16 protein-coding genes are annotated in these 19,653 nt (G+C 70.3%); 6 read left to right on the top strand and 10 right to left on the bottom strand.

All coding sequences use genetic code 11. From position 1 onward, the window contains the following. Nucleotides 1-93: 93 nt before the first annotated feature. Both M3667_RS15225 and M3667_RS15220 read left to right on the top strand, forming a co-directional pair. Nucleotides 94-978, top strand: coding sequence for an ABC transporter ATP-binding protein (locus tag M3667_RS15225; protein ID WP_251509262.1), 885 nt, complete (start codon nt 94-96; stop codon nt 976-978). Continuing rightward, entirely contained in the window at nt 975-2,120 is a 1,146-nt protein-coding gene (locus M3667_RS15220) for an ABC transporter permease (protein WP_251509260.1), read from the top strand. The genes M3667_RS15225 and M3667_RS15220 overlap by 4 nt, the downstream gene beginning before the upstream one ends. A gap of 79 nt (nt 2,121-2,199) precedes the next feature. Here M3667_RS15220 and M3667_RS15215 read toward each other — a convergent pair whose 3' ends face one another. From M3667_RS15215 to M3667_RS15205, 3 genes are read right to left on the bottom strand one after another with little or no spacing between them, the layout of a single operon-like run. Beyond that, nucleotides 2,200-2,580 carry a VOC family protein gene (locus M3667_RS15215; protein ID WP_251509258.1) on the bottom strand — a complete coding sequence of 127 codons (381 nt, stop codon included), beginning with the start codon at nt 2,578-2,580 and terminating at the stop codon, nt 2,200-2,202. Between the two features lie 46 nt (nt 2,581-2,626). Further along, complete coding sequence (locus tag M3667_RS15210; RefSeq protein ID WP_251509256.1) at nt 2,627-3,439, bottom strand: hypothetical protein; 813 nt, start codon at nt 3,437-3,439, stop codon at nt 2,627-2,629. A gap of 9 nt (nt 3,440-3,448) precedes the next feature. Further along, nucleotides 3,449-5,236 carry a glycoside hydrolase family 15 protein gene (locus M3667_RS15205; protein ID WP_251509254.1) on the bottom strand — a complete coding sequence of 596 codons (1,788 nt, stop codon included), beginning with the start codon at nt 5,234-5,236 and terminating at the stop codon, nt 3,449-3,451. A 113-nt stretch (nt 5,237-5,349) separates the two neighbouring features. Between M3667_RS15205 and M3667_RS15200 the strand changes: the two genes are divergently transcribed. After that, the gene (locus M3667_RS15200) at nt 5,350-6,711 is read left to right on the top strand and encodes a glucose-6-phosphate dehydrogenase (RefSeq protein WP_251509252.1); all 1,362 of its coding nucleotides are present in this window, start codon (nt 5,350-5,352) and stop codon (nt 6,709-6,711) included. Nucleotides 6,712-6,864: 153 nt separating this feature from the next. Beyond that, nucleotides 6,865-7,449, top strand: a complete 585-nt coding sequence (locus M3667_RS15195) for a nitroreductase family protein (protein WP_144831470.1) — start codon at nt 6,865-6,867, stop codon at nt 7,447-7,449. Between the two features lie 97 nt (nt 7,450-7,546). Here M3667_RS15195 and M3667_RS15190 read toward each other — a convergent pair whose 3' ends face one another. After that, on the bottom strand, nt 7,547-9,745 hold the full coding sequence (locus M3667_RS15190) for an ATP-dependent Clp protease ATP-binding subunit (RefSeq protein ID WP_251509250.1): 2,199 nt from the start codon (nt 9,743-9,745) through the stop codon (nt 7,547-7,549). 368 nt (nt 9,746-10,113) lie between these two features. Further along, complete coding sequence (locus tag M3667_RS15185) at nt 10,114-11,100, bottom strand: GlxA family transcriptional regulator (protein ID WP_251509248.1); 987 nt, start codon at nt 11,098-11,100, stop codon at nt 10,114-10,116. A gap of 87 nt (nt 11,101-11,187) precedes the next feature. On the opposite strand from M3667_RS15185, the gene M3667_RS15180 reads away from it, so the two are divergent. After that, entirely contained in the window at nt 11,188-11,412 is a 225-nt protein-coding gene (locus tag M3667_RS15180; RefSeq protein WP_251509246.1) for a hypothetical protein, read from the top strand. A gap of 57 nt (nt 11,413-11,469) precedes the next feature. Here M3667_RS15180 and M3667_RS15175 read toward each other — a convergent pair whose 3' ends face one another. The 4 genes from M3667_RS15175 to M3667_RS15160 all read right to left on the bottom strand — a co-directional run bounded on the left by M3667_RS15175 (nt 11,470) and on the right by M3667_RS15160 (nt 18,224). Next, a complete protein-coding gene (locus M3667_RS15175; protein ID WP_251509244.1) occupies nt 11,470-12,708 on the bottom strand; it encodes a glycosyltransferase in 1,239 nt (412 codons plus the stop codon). A 4-nt stretch (nt 12,709-12,712) separates the two neighbouring features. Next, nucleotides 12,713-13,927 (bottom strand): glycosyltransferase, encoded by a 1,215-nt coding sequence (locus M3667_RS15170; protein ID WP_251509242.1) that lies wholly within the window; start codon nt 13,925-13,927, stop codon nt 12,713-12,715. A gap of 395 nt (nt 13,928-14,322) precedes the next feature. After that, a complete protein-coding gene (locus tag M3667_RS15165; protein WP_251509240.1) occupies nt 14,323-16,500 on the bottom strand; it encodes an ABC transporter ATP-binding protein in 2,178 nt (725 codons plus the stop codon). Beyond that, nucleotides 16,497-18,224: an ABC transporter ATP-binding protein gene (locus tag M3667_RS15160; protein WP_251509239.1), complete on the bottom strand. Its 1,728-nt coding sequence runs from the start codon at nt 18,222-18,224 to the stop codon at nt 16,497-16,499. The genes M3667_RS15165 and M3667_RS15160 overlap by 4 nt, the downstream gene beginning before the upstream one ends. 159 nt (nt 18,225-18,383) lie before the next feature. Between M3667_RS15160 and M3667_RS15155 the strand changes: the two genes are divergently transcribed. Continuing rightward, a complete protein-coding gene (locus M3667_RS15155; RefSeq protein ID WP_251509237.1) occupies nt 18,384-18,977 on the top strand; it encodes a hypothetical protein in 594 nt (197 codons plus the stop codon). 179 nt (nt 18,978-19,156) lie between these two features. On the opposite strand, the gene M3667_RS15150 is transcribed toward M3667_RS15155, so the two are convergent. Further along, nucleotides 19,157-19,594 (bottom strand): heat shock protein transcriptional repressor HspR, encoded by a 438-nt coding sequence (locus M3667_RS15150; RefSeq protein ID WP_056224717.1) that lies wholly within the window; start codon nt 19,592-19,594, stop codon nt 19,157-19,159. Nucleotides 19,595-19,653 lie beyond the last annotated feature (59 nt).

Here is a 19,653-nt window from a genome sequence, read left to right as displayed (position 1 = left end):
CGCCTCACGGTGGAGCGCGCGAACCATCCCCGGGACGGAGGTGCCGCGGCATCCGCGTCTCTAGCGTGGAGGCATCGAGAGAAGGGATGCACCGTGCTCCAGTTGGACGGCATCACCAAGAGCTACGGCGGACGCCGCGTGCTCGACGAGGTGGGATTCACCGTCGCCCCCGGGCGACTGACCGGCTTCGTCGGCGGCAACGGCGCCGGCAAGACCACGACCATGCGCATCGCCCTCGGCGTGCTGGGGAAAGATGCGGGCAGCGTCGAGCTGAACGGCTCCCCCGTGACCACGGCGGATCGGCGGCGCTTCGGCTACATGCCCGAAGAGCGCGGGCTGTATCCGAAGATGAAGGTCGCCGAGCACATCGCCTACCTCGCGCGGCTGCACGGCTTCGGCAAGGCGGAGGCGAATGAGAAGGCCACCGCCCTGCTCGAGCGGCTCGGACTCGGCGAGCGCCTCGGCGACCTGGTCGAGACGCTCTCGCTCGGCAACCAGCAGCGCGCCCAGATCGCGGCCTCTCTCGTGCACGAGCCCGACGTGCTGATCCTCGACGAGCCGTTCTCGGGCCTCGACCCCCTCGCCGTCGACGTCGTCGCGGGAGTGCTGCAGGAGAAGGCGGCAGCGGGAGCGGCCGTGCTGTTCTCGTCGCACCAGCTCGACGTCGTCGAACGACTGTGCGACGACCTCGTGATCATCGCCGGGGGCACGATCCGCGCCGCCGGCAGTCGCGACGACCTCCGCGCCCAGCACGCGACCCACCGGTACGAGCTCGTCTCGCGCGCCGACGCCGGGTGGCTGCGCGAGGAGCCCGGCGTGACGGTGCTCGACTTCGACGGCGGATACGCCCTCTTCGACGCCGCCGACGACACCATCGCGCAGCGGGTGCTCCGCGGCGCCGTGGAGCGCGGCGACGTCGCCAGCTTCTCCCCCCAACGGCCGACCCTGGCCGAGATCTTCAAGGAGGTCATCCAGTGAGCACCTCGACTCCCACCCGCACTTCGTCGCCCGCGCCGGCCGCCGCGCGCCCCGCCCCCAGCGAGCTGCAGAGCATCTGGCTCGTCGCCGAACGCGAGATCGGCTCGAAGCTGCGGAGCAAGGCCTTCGTCATCTCGACCGCGATCCTCGTGCTCGCGGCCCTCGCCTCGGTGGTGTGGGGCGGCTTCGCGGCGAACAACGCCTCGGGCAGCGGCACCCCCGTCGCCGTGACCTCGCAGACCGAGAGCGCCGTGTCGGGGCTCGAGGGTCTCGACGTCACCGTCGCCGACAGCGACGACGCGGCCCGCGCCCTCGTCGAAGACGGCACGGTGGATGCCGCCCTGGTCTCGGGCTCGTCGGACGCGTCGTTCGACTACACCGTCGTGGTGAAAGACAGCGTGCCCTCGACGCTGCTGCAGAAACTGAGCGAGACCCCGCCCGTCGACATGATCGACCCCGGGGCGGGGGCGGCCGATGCGCTGCGCTACCTGATCGCCCTGGGCTTCGGACTCGTCTTCCTCATCGCGGCGTCGACCTTCGGAGGCACGATCGCCCAGAGCGTGGTCGAAGAGAAGCAGACGCGCGTCGTCGAGATCCTCATCTCGGCGATCCCCGTGCGAGTGCTGCTGGCCGGAAAGGTGCTCGGCAACACGATCCTCGCGATGGCGCAGATCGTGCTGCTGGCCGCGGTCGCCGTGGTGGGGCTCGCCGTGACCGGTCAGGCGGGCGTGCTCGACACCCTGGGCGCACCGATCGCCTGGTTCGCGATCTTCTTCCTGTTCGGCTTCGTGCTGCTGGCGTCGCTGTTCGCCGCCGCGGCCGCGATGGTCTCGCGTCAGGAAGACATCGGTGCGACGACGACCCCGATCACGATGCTGATCATGGCACCGTACTTCCTCGTGATCTTCTTCAACGACAACCCCGTCGTGCTGACGATCATGTCGTACGTGCCGTTCTCGGCCCCCGTGGGCATGCCCCTTCGCATGTACCTCGGCGACGCGCAGTGGTGGGAGCCGGTGCTGTCGCTGATCGTGCTGCTCGTGTCGTGCGTGCTCGCCATCGGCGTCGCCTCGCGCATCTACCGCAACTCGCTGCTGCGCATGGGGGCCCGCGTGAAGCTGGTGGAGGCGCTGAAGGGCTGAGCGCTCCGCCGCGGTCTTTCGAGCGGGCGGATGCCGAAGTCTTCGGCATCCGCCCGCTTCCTCTGTGCGCGGGGCGCGCTCACTCCTCGAGCACGGCCAGCACGTTGCCCGCGGGGTCGCGGAACCAGGCGATGAGCGGACCACCCTCGCGCATGATGCCGCGGGAGTCGGTCGGGAAGTTCTCGTCGTCGTAGATCTTCGTGTCGACGCCGCGTGAGCGTAGATCGTCGACCGCCGACTCGACGTCGGCGACGGGGAAGTTGAGCACCGTGAACGACGCGGGCTCGTGGTGGGGCTTGCCGTAGACGAGCACGCGCCCGCCGGAGGCCAGGTGCAGCGTCAGGAAGCCCGAGCCCTCGAGCACCTCGACGCGGATGCCGAGCGTGTCGGCGTAGAAGCGGTGTGCGGCCTCGAGGTCGTCGACCGCGAGACCCGAGTACGCACCATCGGGGTGGAACATCGTCGTTCTCCTTCGTTCAGCGCGTCACGGGTGTCGCGACGCGGGGCTAGGGCGCCACGTAGGCCGTGACGCTGTCGGACAGGCGGAGGGGCTCACCGGCCACCTGGTCGCCGCTGGGCTCACCGATCGCGACCGTGAGGCTCTGATCGATGCCGAAGACCGCGGCGCCGGTCTGCGCTCCGCTGGCGCACCCCGCCGACCAGGGGCGGTTGTCGCTCGAGGTGAAGGCGACGATGCAGCGTCCGTCACCGTCGTCGGGCCGGGCGAGGTAGATGCGGAAGTCGTCGATCGTGGCGATGTAGCGCGTGCTCGCGGCGTCGATGCCGCTGTCGCGCATGATGTCGGCCGAGATGACGTCTTCCGTCGTCTGCGGGAACGCCATCTCGGGCAGGTCGGAGACGGCCGGATCGGCGGTCGCCGCGGGCATGGCCATGCTCGACCCGATCGCGATGCCGACGCCGACGAGAGCGGCTGCGCCGACCGCGGTCAGCGTCCAGCGCAGGATGCGGCGGGGCGGCCGGTCTGCGGGGCGGGCGAGCGGGGTGCCGTCAGTGTCGGCTGAAGGGTCATCCGGCTCGCCGCGGGGTGGGCTCGGCCGGTCGTCCGATGCCGCGGCATCCGGCGTCGTGACCGGCGTGGCCGGCGTGACCGGCGTGGCCGGGGTGGCCGGGGTGGCCGGGGTGGCCGGGGTGGCCGGGTGCGGCGGGACGGCGGCGGCAGCCGCGGGGACCCCCGATGGCATCCGGCGCGCGTCGTCTTCGAGTTCGACGAGACGCGCGATCATCTCGGGGGTCGCGCTGCCCCCGTCTGCACCGTAGACACGCTCCCGGAGTCTTCCGAGCTCGCCGTCGTCGTCCATGCCGCGACTCTACGACCCGGACGCCCTGCCCGGGTCGGTCTTGTCGAGTGCATCGGCGGCGCCCACGAGGGCGAGGTGGGAGAGGGCCTGCGGGGTGTTGCCCGCCTGTCGACCGGTCACGGGGTCGTACTCCTCGGACAGCAGGCCGAGGTCGTTGGCCACCGAGGTCAGACGGTGCATGAGGGCTTCGGCGTCGTCGCGGCGGCCACTGTGTGCGTACTGACCCACCAGCCAGAACGAGCAGGCGAGGAACGGATGCTCGTCACCGGTCAGCCCATCGACGCCGGTGGTCCGGTACCGCAGCAACCACCCGTCGGGCATGAGCGTCTCTTCCATGCGGGCCACCGTCGCGAGCATGCGCGGGTCGTCGTAGGCGCAGAAGCCCACCTGCGGCAGCACGAGCAGCGAAGCGTCGACCTCGTCGGTGTCGAAGTGCTGCGAGAACCAGCCGCCCTGGTGCACGCCCCGCGCATCGATCTCGGCACGCACGCGGTCGCGCATCTGCCGCCACGTGTCGACCTCGCCGTCGAGGCCCCCCTCTTCAACGGCCCGGATGCCGCGGTCGAAGGCCGCCCAGATCATGGCGCGCGAGTGCGTGAAGAAGTGCGGATCGCCCCGCATCTCCCAGATGCCGAGGTCGGGTCGATCGACCCACTTCACGAGCTGCGCCAGGAGAGCCCGCTGCAGCGCCCACGAGAAGGTCGTCTCGGCCACCCCCGCGGTGCGCGCGGCATCGAGCGCCACCATCACCTCGCCGATGACATCGGCCTGGTACTGGTCGACCGCGCCGTTGCCGATGCGCACCGGGGCGGCCCCGCCATACCCGGGCAGGCTCGAGATCTCGCGCTCGGGCAGGTCGCGTTCTCCGGCGATGCCGTACATGATCTGCACGTCGGCCGGGTCGCCGGCGATCGCCCGCAACAGCCAGTCGCGCCAGCGGTGCGCGGCGTCGAGGTAGCCGTGCTCGATGTAGGCGCTGAGGGTGAGGGCGGCGTCGCGCAGCCACACGTAGCGGTAGTCCCAGTTGCGGGAGCCGCCGAAGGCCTCGGGCAGCGAGGTGGTCGCCGCCGCCACGATGCCGCCCGTCTCGGAGTGCGTGAGCGCGCGCAGCACCATGAGCGAACGCGTGACGAGCTCGGGATGGGTGCCGGCCGCCTGCACGCGATCAGCCCACGCCGCCCACCACTCGCGCGTGCGCTCGAGGGCGGCCTCGACGTTGAAGGGCGCCGGCGCCTTCTGCCACGACGGTCCCCACATCAGCACCGAGTCGACGCTCTCGCCCGCCGCCGTCGTCCAGCGGCCGAGGTGGGCGGTGTCGGTCGCGATCAGGCGCGGGCCGCGGATCGTCACGGCGTCGGGACCGGCGACAGCAAGGATCGCGTGCTCCCCGCCCTGGCCGACCTGCTGCACCCACGGAACCGCGCGGGCGTAGTCGAAGCGCAGGCGCACCTCACTGACGAAGTCGACCGCACCGGCCACCCCCACGACCCGCCGGACGACGGCCTCGATGCCCTCGTCGACGGGCATGGCGTCGTAGACGTCGGCGATGCCCGTCGAGGTCTCCCACCGCGTGACGAGCACGAACGTGTCGCCGTCGTAGCGGCGCGTCGACCGGGCGTCGGGGTCGGCCGGTCGCAGCGACCAGGCGCCGTGCGACTCGTCGCCGAGCAGGGCGCCGAACATCGACCCGCTGTCGTACCGCGGCAGGCACAGCCAGTCGATGCTGCCCCGCGATGACACGAGGGCGGCGGATCGGCAGTTGCTGAGGAGTGCGTAATCCTCGATCGGAGTCGTCACCCTCGGATTGTGACAGCAACCACCGACATCGTGGCCGAGCGTCGCGCTAGTGGCATCCATGCACCCGCTGCAAGCACCCGGCCGGTGTCGGAGGGCAGCGCTACGGTGACGACATGGCCGCGGACACGACTCTGATCATCCTGGGCGCCTCGGGCGACCTCACCTCTCGCCTGCTGCTGCCGGCCCTCGGCCAGTTGCTCACGCGCGAACCGGGCCGGTCGGTGCGTCTGCACGGCGCCGGCATGGACGACTGGAGCGACGAGCACTGGCGCGAGGCGGTGAAGAAGTCGTTCCAGACGACGGATGCCGCGGCGGCCTTCGACCAGGTCTCGCAGACCACCTATTCGCAGGCCGACATCACCACGCCCGCCGACCTGCAAAAGCTCCTCGACGACGCCGAGGGCCGCCCCGCCCTCTACTTCGCCGTCCCCCCGGCGATCGCCGAGAAGGCCTGCCTGGCGCTCAGCGACGTGAAGATCCCCGAGGGCACGGTCCTCGCACTCGAGAAGCCCTTCGGCACCGACGAGGCGAGCGCGCACCGGCTCAACCAGCAGCTGGCGAAACTCGTCCCCGAAGACCAGGTCTTCCGCATCGACCACTTCCTCGGCCGTTCGACCGTGCTCAATCTCCTCGGGGCCCGCTTCGCGAACCGCCTCCTCGAGAGCGTGTGGTCGGCCGACGACATCGGCTCCGTCGAGATCGACTATCCCGAACCCCTCGGTCTCGAGGGTCGCGCGGGCTACTACGACGGCGCGGGCGCCCTCGTCGACATGATCCAGAGCCACCTTCTGCAGGTCATGGCCTTCGTGACGATGGAGCCCCCGGCATCCCTCAATCAACTCGATCTACGCGATGCCACCTCGGCGGTGCTGCGCGCCACCCACGTGCGAGACGACGACCCCGTGCGAAACTCCCGTCGGGCCCGGTACACCGCGGGCGACGTCGGTGATCGCCACTTCCCCTCCTACGTCGACGAACCGGGGGTCGACGCGGCGCGCGGCACCGAGACGCTCGCCGAGATGACGGTCGAGGTGCGCAACGCCCGGTGGCAGGGCGTTCCGATCACGCTGCGCTCGGGTAAGGCGCTCAGCTCGGGCCACCGCGCCATCACCGTGACGTTCAAGCCGGTGCGGCACCTGCCCGGAGGCTTCGTCGGCGAGAGCGAGCCGTCGGAGCTGGTCTTCTCTCTCGGGCCCGACACGATGAGCCTCGGCCTCAACGTCAACGGCGCCGACGACCCGCTCGAGTTGGAGCGGGTGACCCTGGCGGCCGACCTCGGTGAGGGCGCCCTCAAGGCCTACGGCGAGGTGCTCTCGGGCATCCTCGACGGCGATGCGATGCTCGCGGTCCGCGGCGACGCGGCCGAGCAGTGCTGGCGGATCGTGCAGCCGGTCATCGACGCCTGGCGTGCGAACGAGGTGCCCCTCGACGAGTATCCCGCGGGCACCGCAGGTCCCGCGTCGTGGAGCGAGTGACGCGGATGCCGTGAGCCCCACCCGGGCTTTGCCGCGCGTGCGCGGACTCATCGGCGACGCATAACTTCACACGGGAACACTCGGCGGCCCGTGGGCGTTCACTGGTTCGGGTCAATGGAGTCCCGGCATCGTCCCCGTTCCTCAGGAGTACCCATGTCACTCGTTCTCGACCGCACCGCCCCCACCGACGCCCCGATCCTCGACGTGCTCGCCGAGCGCTGGAGCACTCGCGTCTTCGACGCCGAGACCCCGATCGACGAAGAAGCACTGCGTTCCGCCCTCGAGGCGGCCCGCTGGACCCCCACGGGCATGAACCACCAGCCCTGGCGCATGATCCTCGCCCGCCGCGGTGGCGAGGCGCACGCCAAGGTCGTCTCGGCCCTGATGGGCTTCAACCAGGCGTGGGCGCCCGCCGCCGGTGCGCTGCTGGTCGTGCTCGCCGAGAACGAGACCGCTGAGGGTGACGCTCGTCCCTGGGCCCTCTACGACGCCGGCCAGGCCGCCGCGCACTTCACCGTGCAGGCGCACGCCGAGGGTCTCGCCACCCACCAGATGGGCGGATTCGTCGCCGACGACCTGCGCGCGGCCTTCGACATCGACCCCCGCTTCACCCCCGTGACCGTGATCGCGGTCGGCGCGCTGGGCGACATCGACGCCGCCGAAGAGGGTCTGCGTCAGCGCGAGCTCGCTCCCCGCGAGCGCCGCACCGTCGCGGAGTCGCTGCTCGTCGACGCCTGAGTCCCGGCATCCGGCACGCCTCGCGCTGCGGACTCCGCACGTCACAGGCTCGCACGAACGAAGAGGGGGGATGCCGCGGCATCCCCCCTCTTCCGTTCTACTCGACGATCTCGGCCTCGATCACGTCGTCGTCGTTCGGCTCGTCCTCTGCGGGGCCGGTGCTCACGAGCATGAGCGAATCGCCGTCGCTGGCCACGTCGACCCGCACGACGTCTCCATCGCGCACGGTTCCGGCGAGGATCGCCATCGCGAGGCGGTTCTGGATCTCGGTCTGGATCAGACGCCGCAGCGGACGGGCGCCGTACACCGGGTCGTACCCGCGCTCGGCCAGCCACGACCGGGCATCGGGGGTGACCGCGAGGCTCAGCCGGCGCTCGCGCAGTCGCTTGTGCAGCGCGTCGACGGCGAGCTCGACGATCTGCGCGAGGTCGTCCTGGCTCAGCGCCTGGAAGATCACGATGTCGTCGAGGCGGTTCACGAACTCGGGCTTGAACGCCTGGCGCACGAGTGCCTGCACCTGCTCGCGCTTCGTCTCCATCGACAGGGTGGGGTCGATGAGGATCGGCGAGCCGAGGTTCGAGGTGAGGATCAGGATGACGTTGGTGAAATCGACCGTGCGCCCCTGTCCGTCGGTCAGGCGACCGTCGTCCATGACCTGCAGCAGCACGTCGAACACCTCGGGGTGCGCCTTCTCGACCTCGTCGAGCAGCACGACCGAGTACGGCCGACGCCGCACGGCCTCGGTCAACTGACCGCCCTGCTCGTAGCCGATGTAGCCCGGAGGGGCACCGACCAGGCGCGAGACGGAGTGCTTCTCGCCGTACTCCGACATGTCGATGCGCACCATGGCGTGCTCGTCGTCGAAGAGGAAGTCGGCGAGCGACTTGGCCAGCTCGGTCTTGCCGACACCGGTCGGACCGAGGAACAGGAACGAACCGACCGGCCGGTGCGGGTCGCTGATGCCCGCGCGGGAGCGGCGCACGGCATCCGACACCGCCTTCACCGCATCACGCTGGCCGATCAGGCGCTTGCCGAGCTCGCGCTCGAGGTTGAGGAGCTTCTCGGTCTCGCCCTGCAGCAGGCGTCCGACCGGAATGCCCGTCCACGCCGCGATGACGGCCGCGATGTCTTCGTCGGTCACCTGCTCGTTGACCATGCGGTCGCCCGCGGGCTCTTCGCGTTCGGCGGTCATCAATTCGCGCTCCAGCGCCGGGATTTCGGCGTACAGCAGTCGCGAAGCGCGCTCGAGGTTGCCCTCGCGCTGCGCGCGCTCGGCATCGACGCGGGCGGCATCGAGGCGGGTCTTCAGGTCGCCCACGCGGTTGAGCGAGGCGCGCTCGCGCTCCCACCGGGCCTGCAGCTCGTCGAGCTTGGCTTGCTCGGCGCCGAGGGTCTCGCGCAGGGTGGCGAGGCGCTCCTTCGAGGCGGCGTCCTTCTCCTTCTTCAACGCGAGCTCTTCGAGCTTGAGGCGGTCGACGTGGCGACGCAGTTCGTCGATCTCGAGGGGCGCGGAGTCGATCTCCATGCGCAAGCGCGAAGCTGCCTCGTCGATCAGGTCGATCGCCTTGTCGGGCAGCTGGCGCGAGGGGATGTACCGGTTGGAGAGCGAAGCGGCGGCGACCAGCGCGGCATCCGCGATCGCGACCTTGTGGTGCGCCTCGTAACGCTCCTTGAGCCCGCGCAGGATCGCCACCGTGTCTTCGACCGTGGGCTCGCCGACGTACACCTGCTGGAAGCGCCGCTCGAGCGCTGCGTCCTTCTCGATGAACTCGCGGTACTCGTCCAGCGTCGTGGCACCGATGAGCCGCAGCTCGCCGCGCGCCAGCATGGGCTTGAGCATGTTCGAGGCCGCGACCGAGCCCTCACCGCCCCCCGCGCCCATGAGCACGTGCAGCTCGTCGATGAACGTGATGATGCGTCCGTCGGACTCGGTGATCTCCTTGAGGACGCTCTTGAGGCGCTCCTCGAACTGGCCGCGGTACATCGCGCCGGCGACGAGCGCCGAGATGTCGAGCGAGACGAGTTCTTTGTTCTTGAGGCTCTCGGCGACGTCGCCCGCGACGATGCGCTGGGCGAGGCCCTCGACGACGGCGGTCTTGCCGACGCCGGGTTCGCCGATGAGCACGGGGTTGTTCTTGGTGCGCCGGGTGAGCACCTGGCTGACGCGGCGGATCTCGCCGTCGCGCCCGATCACGGGGTCGAGCTTGCCCTGGCGGGCCCGGTCGGTGAGGTTGATGCCGAATTGCTCGAGGGCGCTGCGCGCGTCTTCCTGCCCCGGCTGCTGCGTGGCGTTCATGTGGTCTCCTGGAAGTCTGTTCGCAAACTTGAGTTGCGTTGACTCAAGTTTAGCAGCGTGAGGAGCGGAGGGCAACGGATGCCGGGATGCCACCGGATCCGTCGGGCCAGCCGTCACGCGACGCCGCGGCTGTGTGCGTTTCGTCAGGATCGCTGAACGCGCTCCGCTCGCGGTGCACGCTTGAGCGGTGGATGAATCCGACCGTCGCACGATCGCCGCCGCCACCTCCTTCGAGGGGGAGAGCGAGTCGAGCGTGATCCTCGGATACAACTGACGCCGGCGGGCCACCGCCTTTCCACCCCATGCAGAAGGGTGGTGGCCCACCGGTCACGCGACACCCCACCGCCCTGCTGCCCGCACGGCAGGGCTCAGGCCGAAACAGCCTCGGGCGTCACCGCGCGTTCCTCGCTGCACGAGAAGCGCGCCCGGTAGGCCGTCGGGGTCAGTCCCATCGTCCGGGCGAAGTTCTGCCGCAGCACCGCCGCCGAGCCGAAGCCGCACTCCGCCGCGATGCGATCCAGACCGAGGTCGGTCTCTTCGAGCAGACGCTGCGCGTGCAGCAGACGTTGGCGAGCGAGCCAGGCCGCCGGGGTCGCACCGAGGTCGGCCTTGAACCGGCGCGCGAACGTCCGCGGTGACATGTGGGCCCGAGCGGCCAGCCGGTCGACCGAGAGCTCGGCATCGAGGTTCTGCAGCATCCACTCGGTCACCGGCGCGAGCGAGAGAGACGCGTCGATCGGGATGGGCGAGGCGATGAACTGCGCCTGCCCTCCGTCGCGCTGGGGGGCGACGACCATGCGGCGGGCGATGCGGTTGGCGAGCTCGGTGCCGAGCTCCTGCCGCAGCAGGTGCAGGCACGCGTCGAGCCCCGCGGCGGTGCCGGCGCTCGTGATGATGTTGTCGGACTGCACATAGAGCACGTCGGGGTCGACCTCGATGTGGGGATACATGCGCGCCATCACGTCGGCGTAGCGCCAGTGCGTCGTCGCCCGTTTGCCGTCGAGTACTCCGGATGCCGCGATCACGAACGATCCGCTGCACACGCTCAGCAACCACGAGCCCCGGGCATGAGCGGCGCGGACCACCTCGATCACCCGCTCGTCGACGGCCTCCCACTGCGACCGCGGGATCGGCGCGAGGACGAGGATGTCGACATCCGCCGCCGCCTCGAGACCGAGTTCGACGTTCATCGAGAAGCCGATGTTGGAGGGCACGACGCCGGGGTCGGGCGCCACGATGCGGAAGTCGAAGTTCGGAATGCCGTCATCGCTGCGGTCGAGGCCGAACGCCTCACAGGCAAGACCGAATTCGAACGGGGCGAACCCCGGCTGGACGACGACGGCGACCGAGCGCATGCGAACCTCCGTTGTGGCAGAAATCTTACGAACTGCGTCCATCATGCCACTCGCGGGCGCAATTCCTCTACACGTAGGTTTTCTGCCATGGCATATCTCATCGCTCTCGGCATCCTGTCCCTCACCGGCATCGTCGCGACCGTATGGGTCGTGCGAACCGACGGCTACGGCCGCATCCCCACCGACCCCTCGCGCGTCACTCGCGCGGAACGCCCCGCCCGCGCCGTGGTTCCGGTCGCCTCGGAGCCCGCGGTGAAGCGCGTCGTGGCATCGCCGACCACGGCCCCGCTGCGCGTCGTCCGCGCCGACTGAGCCTTGACGGCATCCGCCATCGGTCCGAGGCGCGGGCGCCGGGTGCGTCCTGGCGTATCAGCGGCCGGCCGCGACCGCGCGCTCGTACACCGCGACCATCGCGCCCGTGCGTGACGACTGGCGGAAGCGCTCGGCGATCGACGGATCCGGTACGACGGGGGTGCCGGCGGTGATGTCGGATGCCGCGCGGGCCAGCGCATCGGCGAGGGCCTGGGTCGTGGCATCCGCCACCGTCCACGTTCCCGACCCCAGCTCAGCGGCGATGTCGGGGTCGCTGACGACCGCCGGCGTTCCGAGCGAGGCCGCCTCGAAGACGGTCATCCCCTGCGTCTCGAAGCCGATCGAGGTCTGCACCACCGCATCGGCCGCGGCCAGGCGGGCGAGGGTCTCGGAGTACGACAGGCGCCCGGCGAAGGTCACGGTCGCCTGCGGCGCGGCGCGCTCGATGAGACGCTTCGCCTTCGCGAGCTCGGCACCCCCGCCCACGACCTCGACCTCGGCGTCGATGCCCGACGCCACGACCGCCTCGAGGAAGGGAAGCAGTCGCTTCTCGGGACTCATACGCCCGAGCCAGATGAAGCGCGGACGACCCTCCGCGCGCACGGCCGGCCCGGCGGCGAGGGCGGCGTCGAGCACGTCGTCGTCGATGCCGTTCCAGATGACGTCGACGCGCGGGGCCACGCCGTGGCGCTCGAGCCGGCGGGCGAAGTGACCGGAGGGAGCGGTCACCGCTCGCGAGAGGCGTGCGAGCTGGTGGAGGAACGCCCACCCATCCGTCCGTGAGCAGGCCGGAGAGGTCGGATTCTGCGCGGAGGTCTCGGTCGCGTGCCCCCACGGCGCCACCCGCGGCAGGGCCCGTCGGGCCCAGGCGTTCAGTGCGCGCAGCACGAGGCCGGGGAACGGAGCCGTCGCCTCGATCCCCACGTCGACGCGGTTGTGCATCGTGTGCACGACGGGCAGCCCGTGCCGCGCGGCGTACCGGTGCCCGATGAAGGCCCCCCAGAAGTCGGCCTGCACGTGGACGACGTCGACCGGCAGGCGCGCGCCCATCTCGGCATCGAGGAACCGATCCGTGCGGGCACCCGGCCAGGTGAGGGCGTACTCGCGATCGGGAGTGATCGCGATCGAGGGGAGGTCGAGGTACGCGAGATCGTGCGCACCCGGGCGCCGAAGACGCGGGGCGACGACGGTGACGACGTGCCCGGCGCGCTCGAGGAAACGCTTCTGCAGGCGCATCGACACCTGCGCGCCGCCGAGCGACTCGAGGTGCTGGTCGGCGAACATGACGACGTGCACGGGCTTACTCCGGCAGGGGTCGACCGCGGTACAGCGCCTCGAAGGTGTCGAGCGTGCGGGTGATGTCGTGCACGGCGACCGCATCGAGCGACGCCTGCTGCATGCGCGTGCGTTCGTCCGGTGCAGCCGTGAGCACGTCGGTCAGACGTGCGGCGAGCTCGTCGGCGTCGCCCGGCTCGAAGAGGTAGCCGTTCTCCCCATCGTGCACGAGGTGCGGGAGCGCCACGGCATTGGCCGCGACGATCGGCAGACCGGATGCCATGGCCTCCATGGTCGCGATCGACTGCAGCTCCGCGATCGAGGCGATGGCGAACACGCTGGCACGCGAGTACAGCGCGCGCAGGTCTTCTTCGGACGCATGGCCGTGGAACGTGACCCGCGATGCCACGCCGAGCTGCCGGGCGAGCGCCTCGAGCTTGGCGCGCTGGTCGCCGCCGCCGACGATGTCGAAGCTCGCGTCGAGGGCGGGGTCGAGCTGCGAGAGGGCCTTCAGCACGACGTCGATGTGCTTCTCGGTCGTCAAGCGGCCGACGAAGAGGATGCGGTTCGCATCGCGCGGTGTCAGGTCGGGCGAATAGTTCGAGCGATCGATGCCGCACGAGATGGGGATGACACCCGAGATGTCGATCGTCGACTCGAGGAAGTCGGCGGCCTTGCGCGTCGGGGTCGTCACGGCGCGCGTCATCTTGAAGGTGCGCTCGGCATCGGCCCACGCAAGCTTGACGAAGATGCGGTCGAGGAAGTCGGGAAGAGTGGTGAAGTCGAGGATGTTCTCGGCCATCACGTGGTTGGTCGCGACGACGGGGATGCCGCGCTTGCGCGCCTCGCGGGCGAGACCACGGCCGATGATGATGTGCGACTGGATGTGCACGACGTCGGGCTTGACCTCGTCGAGAACGACGCGGGCGTAGTGCTTGCCGCGCCACGGCAGCACGAAGGTCAGCCAGTCGTGCGGCAGGAAGCGATAGGCCGGGAGACGGTGCATCACCATCTTCTCGCCCTCGATCACCTCGGTCGCGGTGCCGGCGTTGCCGTGCCCGACGCTCGGCGCGGAGACGTGCACGTCGTGGCCGCGGGCGACGAGGCCCGCAGCGAGGCGCTCGGCGAAACGAGCGGCGCCGTTGACGTGCGGCGAGAAGGTGTCGGCACCGATGAGGATGCGCAGAGGACGATCGGCAGCGGGCGCGGGGGTGTCGGCGGGCGTCGCAGGAGTGGTCACGAGGGGTGAGGCCTATCTATGCGGCGGACGGGTCGCACGGTACGGGTGTTGCGCGGTCCACCCTACCGGAGCGGCTTTCGCACTCCCGGGGACCCTCCACAGGGTCGGCGGGCGCGGGGCGGAGGTCGGAGCGGCGCAGGTCGGTGAAGGGAGCGGCGCGGGGCAGTGAAGGAAGCGGCGCGGGGCGGTGAGCGAAGGGGCTCGGCCGGTGGCGGGCCCCACCTACGGTTTGGGGCGGATTCCGCCGTTCGGGGCGGACGATTCCCGCCCCAACGTGCAGATCCCGCCCCAAACCGAGACGGCGGGGCCCCAGCGACCCCCGCGGCACCGGAGCATGACGACGCCCGCCCGGCGCGGAGCCGAGCGGGCGTCGTCGTGCCGTGCAGCGGGGGGGGTCAGCCCTCGCCGTCGAGGCGTCGGTCGGGCACGGGTGAGCCCTGCGCCGGACGCGGAGGGCCGTCGACGCCCGCGGCCGCCGGAACCCCGGATGCCGCGACCGCCATCGCCGACACCACCACGGCATCGTCGTTCGCCGGGGCGTGCTGCGGATCGGCGGCGCGCTGTGCGTCGGCCTCGACCGCGTCGAGGTCGGATGCCGCCTGCTCGAACTGCGAGCGGTACAGGCGGTAGTACGCGCCCTCGACCGCGATGAGTTCGTCGTGCGTGCCCTTCTCGACGATGTCGCCGTGCTCCATCACGAGGATGAGGTCGGCATCGCGGATCGTCGACAGGCGGTGTGCGATCACGAACGAGGTGCGTCCCTCGCGCAGCGCCGCCATCGCCTGCTGCAGCAGCAGCTCGGTGCGGGTGTCGACCGACGAGGTCGCCTCGTCGAGGATCAGCACGGAGGGCCGGGCGACGAACGCCCGCGCGATGGTGATCAACTGCTTCTCACCCGCCGAGACGTTGGCGGCGTCTTCGTCGAGCACGGTGTCGTAGCCCTCGGGCAGCGAGTGCACGAACTGGTCGACGCGCGTGGCGACCGCGGCCTCGACGATCTCGTCGTCGGTCGCGCTCTCGCGCCCGTAGCGGATGTTGTCGCGGATGGACCCGGCGAACAGCCACGGGTCTTGCAGAACCATGCCGGTGCGCGAGCGCACGTCGTCGCGGCGCAGCTCGGCGATGTCCTGTCCGTCGAGCAGGATGCGCCCGCCGTCGAGCTCGTAGAACCGCATGATCAGGTTCACCAGCGTCGTCTTTCCGGCACCGGTGGGTCCCACGATCGCGACCGTCTGGCCGGGCTCGACGCGGAACGACAGGTCGGTGATCAGCGGGCGGTCGGGCGAGTAGGAGAACCGCACGTTCTGGAACTCGATGACCCCGCGACCCTCGGTGTGGGTCGGGGCGTCATCGGCATCCGGCTCCTGCTCTTCGGCGTCGAGGAGCGCGAAGACCCGCTCGGCGGAGGCGGTGCCCGACTGGACCACCGCGGCCATGCCACCCAGCTGCGACAGCGGCTGCGTGAACTGCTGCGAGTACTGGATGAAGGCCTGCACGTCGCCGAGGCGGATCTGGCCACCGGCCACCATGAGACCACCGAGCACGGCGATGCCGACGTACGTGAGGTTTCCGACGAACATCATGCCGGGCATGATCATGCCGGAGAGGAACTGCGCCTTGAAGCTGGCCTGGTAGAGCTCTTCGTTCTCGGCCTCGAACTTCTCGCGCGCGTCTTTCTCGCGGCCGTAGACCTTGACCAGCGCGTGGCCCGAGAACGACTCCTCGACGCGGGCGTTGAGGCGGCCGACCTTCTTCCACTGCTCGCCGAAGGCCTTCTGCGACTTCGGTCCGATGACGCCGAAGATCACCGCCATGAGCGGCAGCGAGACGAGGGCGACGAGAGCGAGCTGCCACGAGATCGTGAACATCATGATGAGCACACCGACGACGGTGAGCACCGACGTGAGCGCGCTGGAGAGCGACTGCTGCATCGTCTGCGTGATGTTGTCGATGTCGTTGGTGACCCGGGAGATCAGTTCTCCGCGCTGCACGCGGTCGAAGTACGACAGGGGCAGACGGTTGATCTTGGCCTCGACGTCTTCGCGCAGGCGCCACATGGTGCGGACCATGATGACGTTGATGACGTAGCCCTGGATCCACGACAGCAGCGACGAGCCGACGTAGATCGCGAGCACCGTCACGATCACGACTCGCAGGGCGTCGAAGTCGACGCCGGCGCCGACGGAGAAGTTGCTCATCGCCCCGACGATGTTGGCGATGTCGTTCTGCCCCGCGGCGCGCAGAGCGTCGACGACCTCGGCCTGCGAGGTGCCGGCGGGGAACTGCTGCGCGAGTCCCTTCGAGACCACGCCTTCGAAGATGATGTTGGTCGCGTCTCCGAGCACGCGCGGAGCGAGCACGGCGAGCACGACGCCGATCGCGCCGAGGATCGACACGAACACGAAAGCGGCGGCGTACGGCCGGAGGAGGCCGATGAGGCGCCGGAAGCTCGGCCCGAAGTTCGAGGCCTTGCCGGGCGCGACGCTGTCCCAGCTGCCGGAGTTCAGGCGCGCCTGCTCGGCGAGCTCGAGTTCGGCGCGTTCTTCTTCGGTGAGGGCGTCTGCGGTGCTCATGCCTCGACCCCCAGCTGCGACTCGACGATCTCGCGGTAGGTGGCGCTGGTGGCCAGCAGCTCGTCGTGCGTGCCGAGGCCGGCCATGCGGCCGTCTTCGAGCACCATGATGCGGTCGGCACCCGTGATGGTCGACACGCGCTGCGCGACGACGATCTTCGTCACCTCGGGGAGTTCGCGCCACAGGGCTTGTCGCAATCGAGCGTCGGTACTGAGGTCGAGCGCCGAGAACGAGTCGTCGAAGACCAGCACCGCCGGGCGGTGCACGATGGCCCGAGCGATCGCGAGGCGCTGACGCTGACCGCCCGAGACGTTGGTGCCGCCCTGGGCGATGCGCCCCTCGAGCCGACCCTCCATCGCCTCGACGAAGTCTCGGCCCTGCGCGATCTCGAGAGCGTGCCAGAGCTCGTCGTCGGTGGCGTCTTCGCGTCCGAACCGGAGATTGGAGGCGACGGTGCCGCTGAACAGGAACGGACGCTGCGGAACGAGCCCGATGCTCTTCCACAGCACGTCGAGGTCGGCCTCGCGCACGTCGACGCCGCCGACGCGCACGGCGCCCGAGGTCACGTCGAACAGGCGCGGGATGAGCGAGACGAGGGTCGTCTTGCCGGCGCCGGTCGAGCCGACGATCGCGACCGTCTCGCCGGGGCGCGCGGTGAAGCTGATGCCCGAGACGACCGGCGACTCGGCGCCCGGGTAAGCGAAGGCGACGTCGTCGAACTCGACCGCCCCCGGTTCGGGGAGACGCTCGACGGGGTTCGCCGGACGCTCGAGGGTCGAGCGGCTGTCGAGCACCTCGCCGATGCGCTCGGCCGACACGGCGGCGCGAGGGATCATCACCGTCATGAAGCTGGCCATGAGCACGCCGCCGAGGATCTGAGCCACGTACTGGATGAAGGCGAACAGGGTGCCGATCTCGACCCCGCCGGCGTCGACCTGGATTCCGCCGAACCAGATGACGCCCACCACGGTGACGTTGAGCACGAGCATCGCGAGGGGGAACAGCAGCACGAACAGCGAGCCGACCTTGCGGCCGACGACGAGGATGTCGGTGTTGGCCTCGCGGAAGCGCTCTTCTTCGATGCGCTCGCGCACGAAGGCGCGCACGACGCGCACGCCGGTGAGCTGCTCGCGCATGACGCGGTTCACGCCGTCGAGCTTCGTCTGGTAGCTGCGGAACAGCGGGACCATGCGCGCGATGATGAGGCCGGCGGCGATGACCAGCACCGGCACGGCCACCGCGATGAGCCAGCTGAGTCCGACGTCTTGCTGCAGCGCCATGATGATGCCGCCGATGGCCAGCAGCGGGGCGCTGACGAGCATGGTGGCACCCATCATCGCGAGCATCTGCACCTGCTGCACGTCGTTGGTGTTACGGGTGATCAGCGACCCCGCGCCGAACTGCGACAACTCGCGCTCGGAGAAGCCGCTCACGCGCTCGAAGACGTCGAGGCGGATGTCGCGGCCGGCGGCCATCGCCGCCCGCGCGGCGAAGTACGTGGCGATCACGGATGCCACGATCTGTCCGAGCGAGATGACGAGCATGAGCCCGCCGCGCGACCAGATGAAGCCGGTATCGCCCTGGGCGACGCCGAGGTTGATGATGTCGGCGTTCAGACGCGGCAGGTACAGCGTCGCGACGGCGGACGCAGCCTGGAAGACGAGGATGGCGACCAGCAGCCAGCGATAGCGCGCGAGATAGCGGATGAGGAGTTTGCCGAGCACGAGGCCCTCCGGGAGATCGACGCGGTCGCGATGACCGCGAACTACAGCCTGGCACCGACCTCCGACATCGGCGACCCCCACGGCCGTGGGAGCGTTCTCCCGTCGCGAACGCGGCTGATCGGCATCCGTCTCACAGGCCCCGGATCGTAGGCTGAGCGCATGTCTCGACTGCAGGCCGACGCTCCCGCCGATCTCTGGGTGCCCGTGACCGGTTCCCTCGGATTCCGTGGCCGCCGCCACCGCAAGGCGGCGATCGGAATGCTGCTCAGCCAGGCCAATCAGGCGGTCGGCGCCGCGCCCCGCCCCGGCGGTGGCGCCTTCGCGTGGATCCTGAGTCAGGCGGCGCCGCTGCTCATGCGCCGCGCGGGCGGACGCGTGCTCGTGTGGGTCTGGAAGAACGATCCGGAGCTGCTCGTCGTGATGGCGCAGCTGCAGGAGGCCACGCCGCAGCTGCGCACGGCGCGGGCGATGATGCCGATGGAGTACGACGACACCGAGTCGTTCCGCAATCCGCACCTCGGCGTCGGCGAGAAGCTCGCGATGCCCCTGCCGAGCGATCCGAAGACGCCGCCGTTCGCCACGTACACGTGGGACACCGGCTCGCATTTCGTGACCGTCACCGCGGTGTGCTCGGACCGCCAGCGCTTCGGCACGGTCATCGACGCGGTGGATGCCGTGGCGCGCACGGTCCGGGTGGTCGACGACCTTCAGCTGGGCGAGGCGCCGACCGTGCTGCGGATCGATCCGGCCTGACGCGGGAGGGGTGGCTGAGCCCGTCGGAGCGCCGCGCGCCCGCGGCATCCCGGTCCCTTCGACAAGCTCAGGGACCTCGGGGCGCTCAGGGACCTCGGGGCGCTCAGGGACCTCGGGGCTCTCAAGGACCTCGGGGCGCGCAGGGACCTCGCCCAGCGCATAGACCGCGTAGGGCGGCGTCAGTCGCCGTGCATGTCGCGCGGACGCCACAGCACGATGTCGGTGGCACGGCGCACGCGCGCCCCGTGGCGCAGCGTGACGACCGAACCGGTGGCCCCGGCCGCGAAGACGCGGGCGCCGGGACGCGACTGCCGCTCGATCGTGAGCTGACGCTCGAGGTCGTTCACGCGACGCGCGAGCTCATGCACGCGCTCCTCGAGCGCGAGCAGACGCGCGATGGCGGGGAGGCTCATGCCCTCACCCGACAGCCGCGCGACCTCGCGCAGCTGCTGCACGTGACGGCTCGAGTAACGCCGCGAACCGCCCTGGGTGCGCGCGGGCACGACGAGGCCGAGTCTGTCGTACTGCCGCAGCGTCTGCGGGTGCATGTTCGACAGCTCGGCGGCTGCGGCGATGGCGAAGATCGGGGCGTCTTCGTCGATCTCTCTTTCGGACACGTCTTCACCTCTTCCGTCGTGCCGGGTGCGGTGCCGGGTTCTCGGCATCCTGTCGTATC

The sequence above is a fragment of the Microbacterium sp. P26 genome (assembly GCF_023712585.1).
GTDB lineage: Bacteria > Actinomycetota > Actinomycetes > Actinomycetales > Microbacteriaceae > Microbacterium > Microbacterium algihabitans_A.
Note: the sequence above shows the minus strand (reverse complement) of the source record. Positions and strands in the feature narration are given on the sequence as shown.

Excerpts from the sequence above, each read along its gene's own strand:
- M3667_RS15210 (WP_251509256.1), bottom strand. The coding sequence starts at position 3,439 with ATGGACGACGACGGCGAGCTCGGAAGACTCCGGGAGCGTGTCTACGGT.
- M3667_RS15155 (WP_251509237.1), top strand. The coding sequence starts at position 18,384 with ATGTCTCGACTGCAGGCCGACGCTCCCGCCGATCTCTGGGTGCCCGTG.
- M3667_RS15185 (WP_251509248.1), bottom strand. The coding sequence starts at position 11,100 with ATGCGCTCGGTCGCCGTCGTCGTCCAGCCGGGGTTCGCCCCGTTCGAA.
- M3667_RS15195 (WP_144831470.1), top strand. The coding sequence starts at position 6,865 with ATGTCACTCGTTCTCGACCGCACCGCCCCCACCGACGCCCCGATCCTC.
- M3667_RS15190 (WP_251509250.1), bottom strand. The coding sequence starts at position 9,745 with ATGAACGCCACGCAGCAGCCGGGGCAGGAAGACGCGCGCAGCGCCCTC.
- M3667_RS15215 (WP_251509258.1), bottom strand. The coding sequence starts at position 2,580 with ATGTTCCACCCCGATGGTGCGTACTCGGGTCTCGCGGTCGACGACCTC.
- M3667_RS15165 (WP_251509240.1), bottom strand. The coding sequence starts at position 16,500 with ATGAGCACCGCAGACGCCCTCACCGAAGAAGAACGCGCCGAACTCGAG.
- M3667_RS15180 (WP_251509246.1), top strand. The coding sequence starts at position 11,188 with ATGGCATATCTCATCGCTCTCGGCATCCTGTCCCTCACCGGCATCGTC.
- M3667_RS15200 (WP_251509252.1), top strand. The coding sequence starts at position 5,350 with ATGGCCGCGGACACGACTCTGATCATCCTGGGCGCCTCGGGCGACCTC.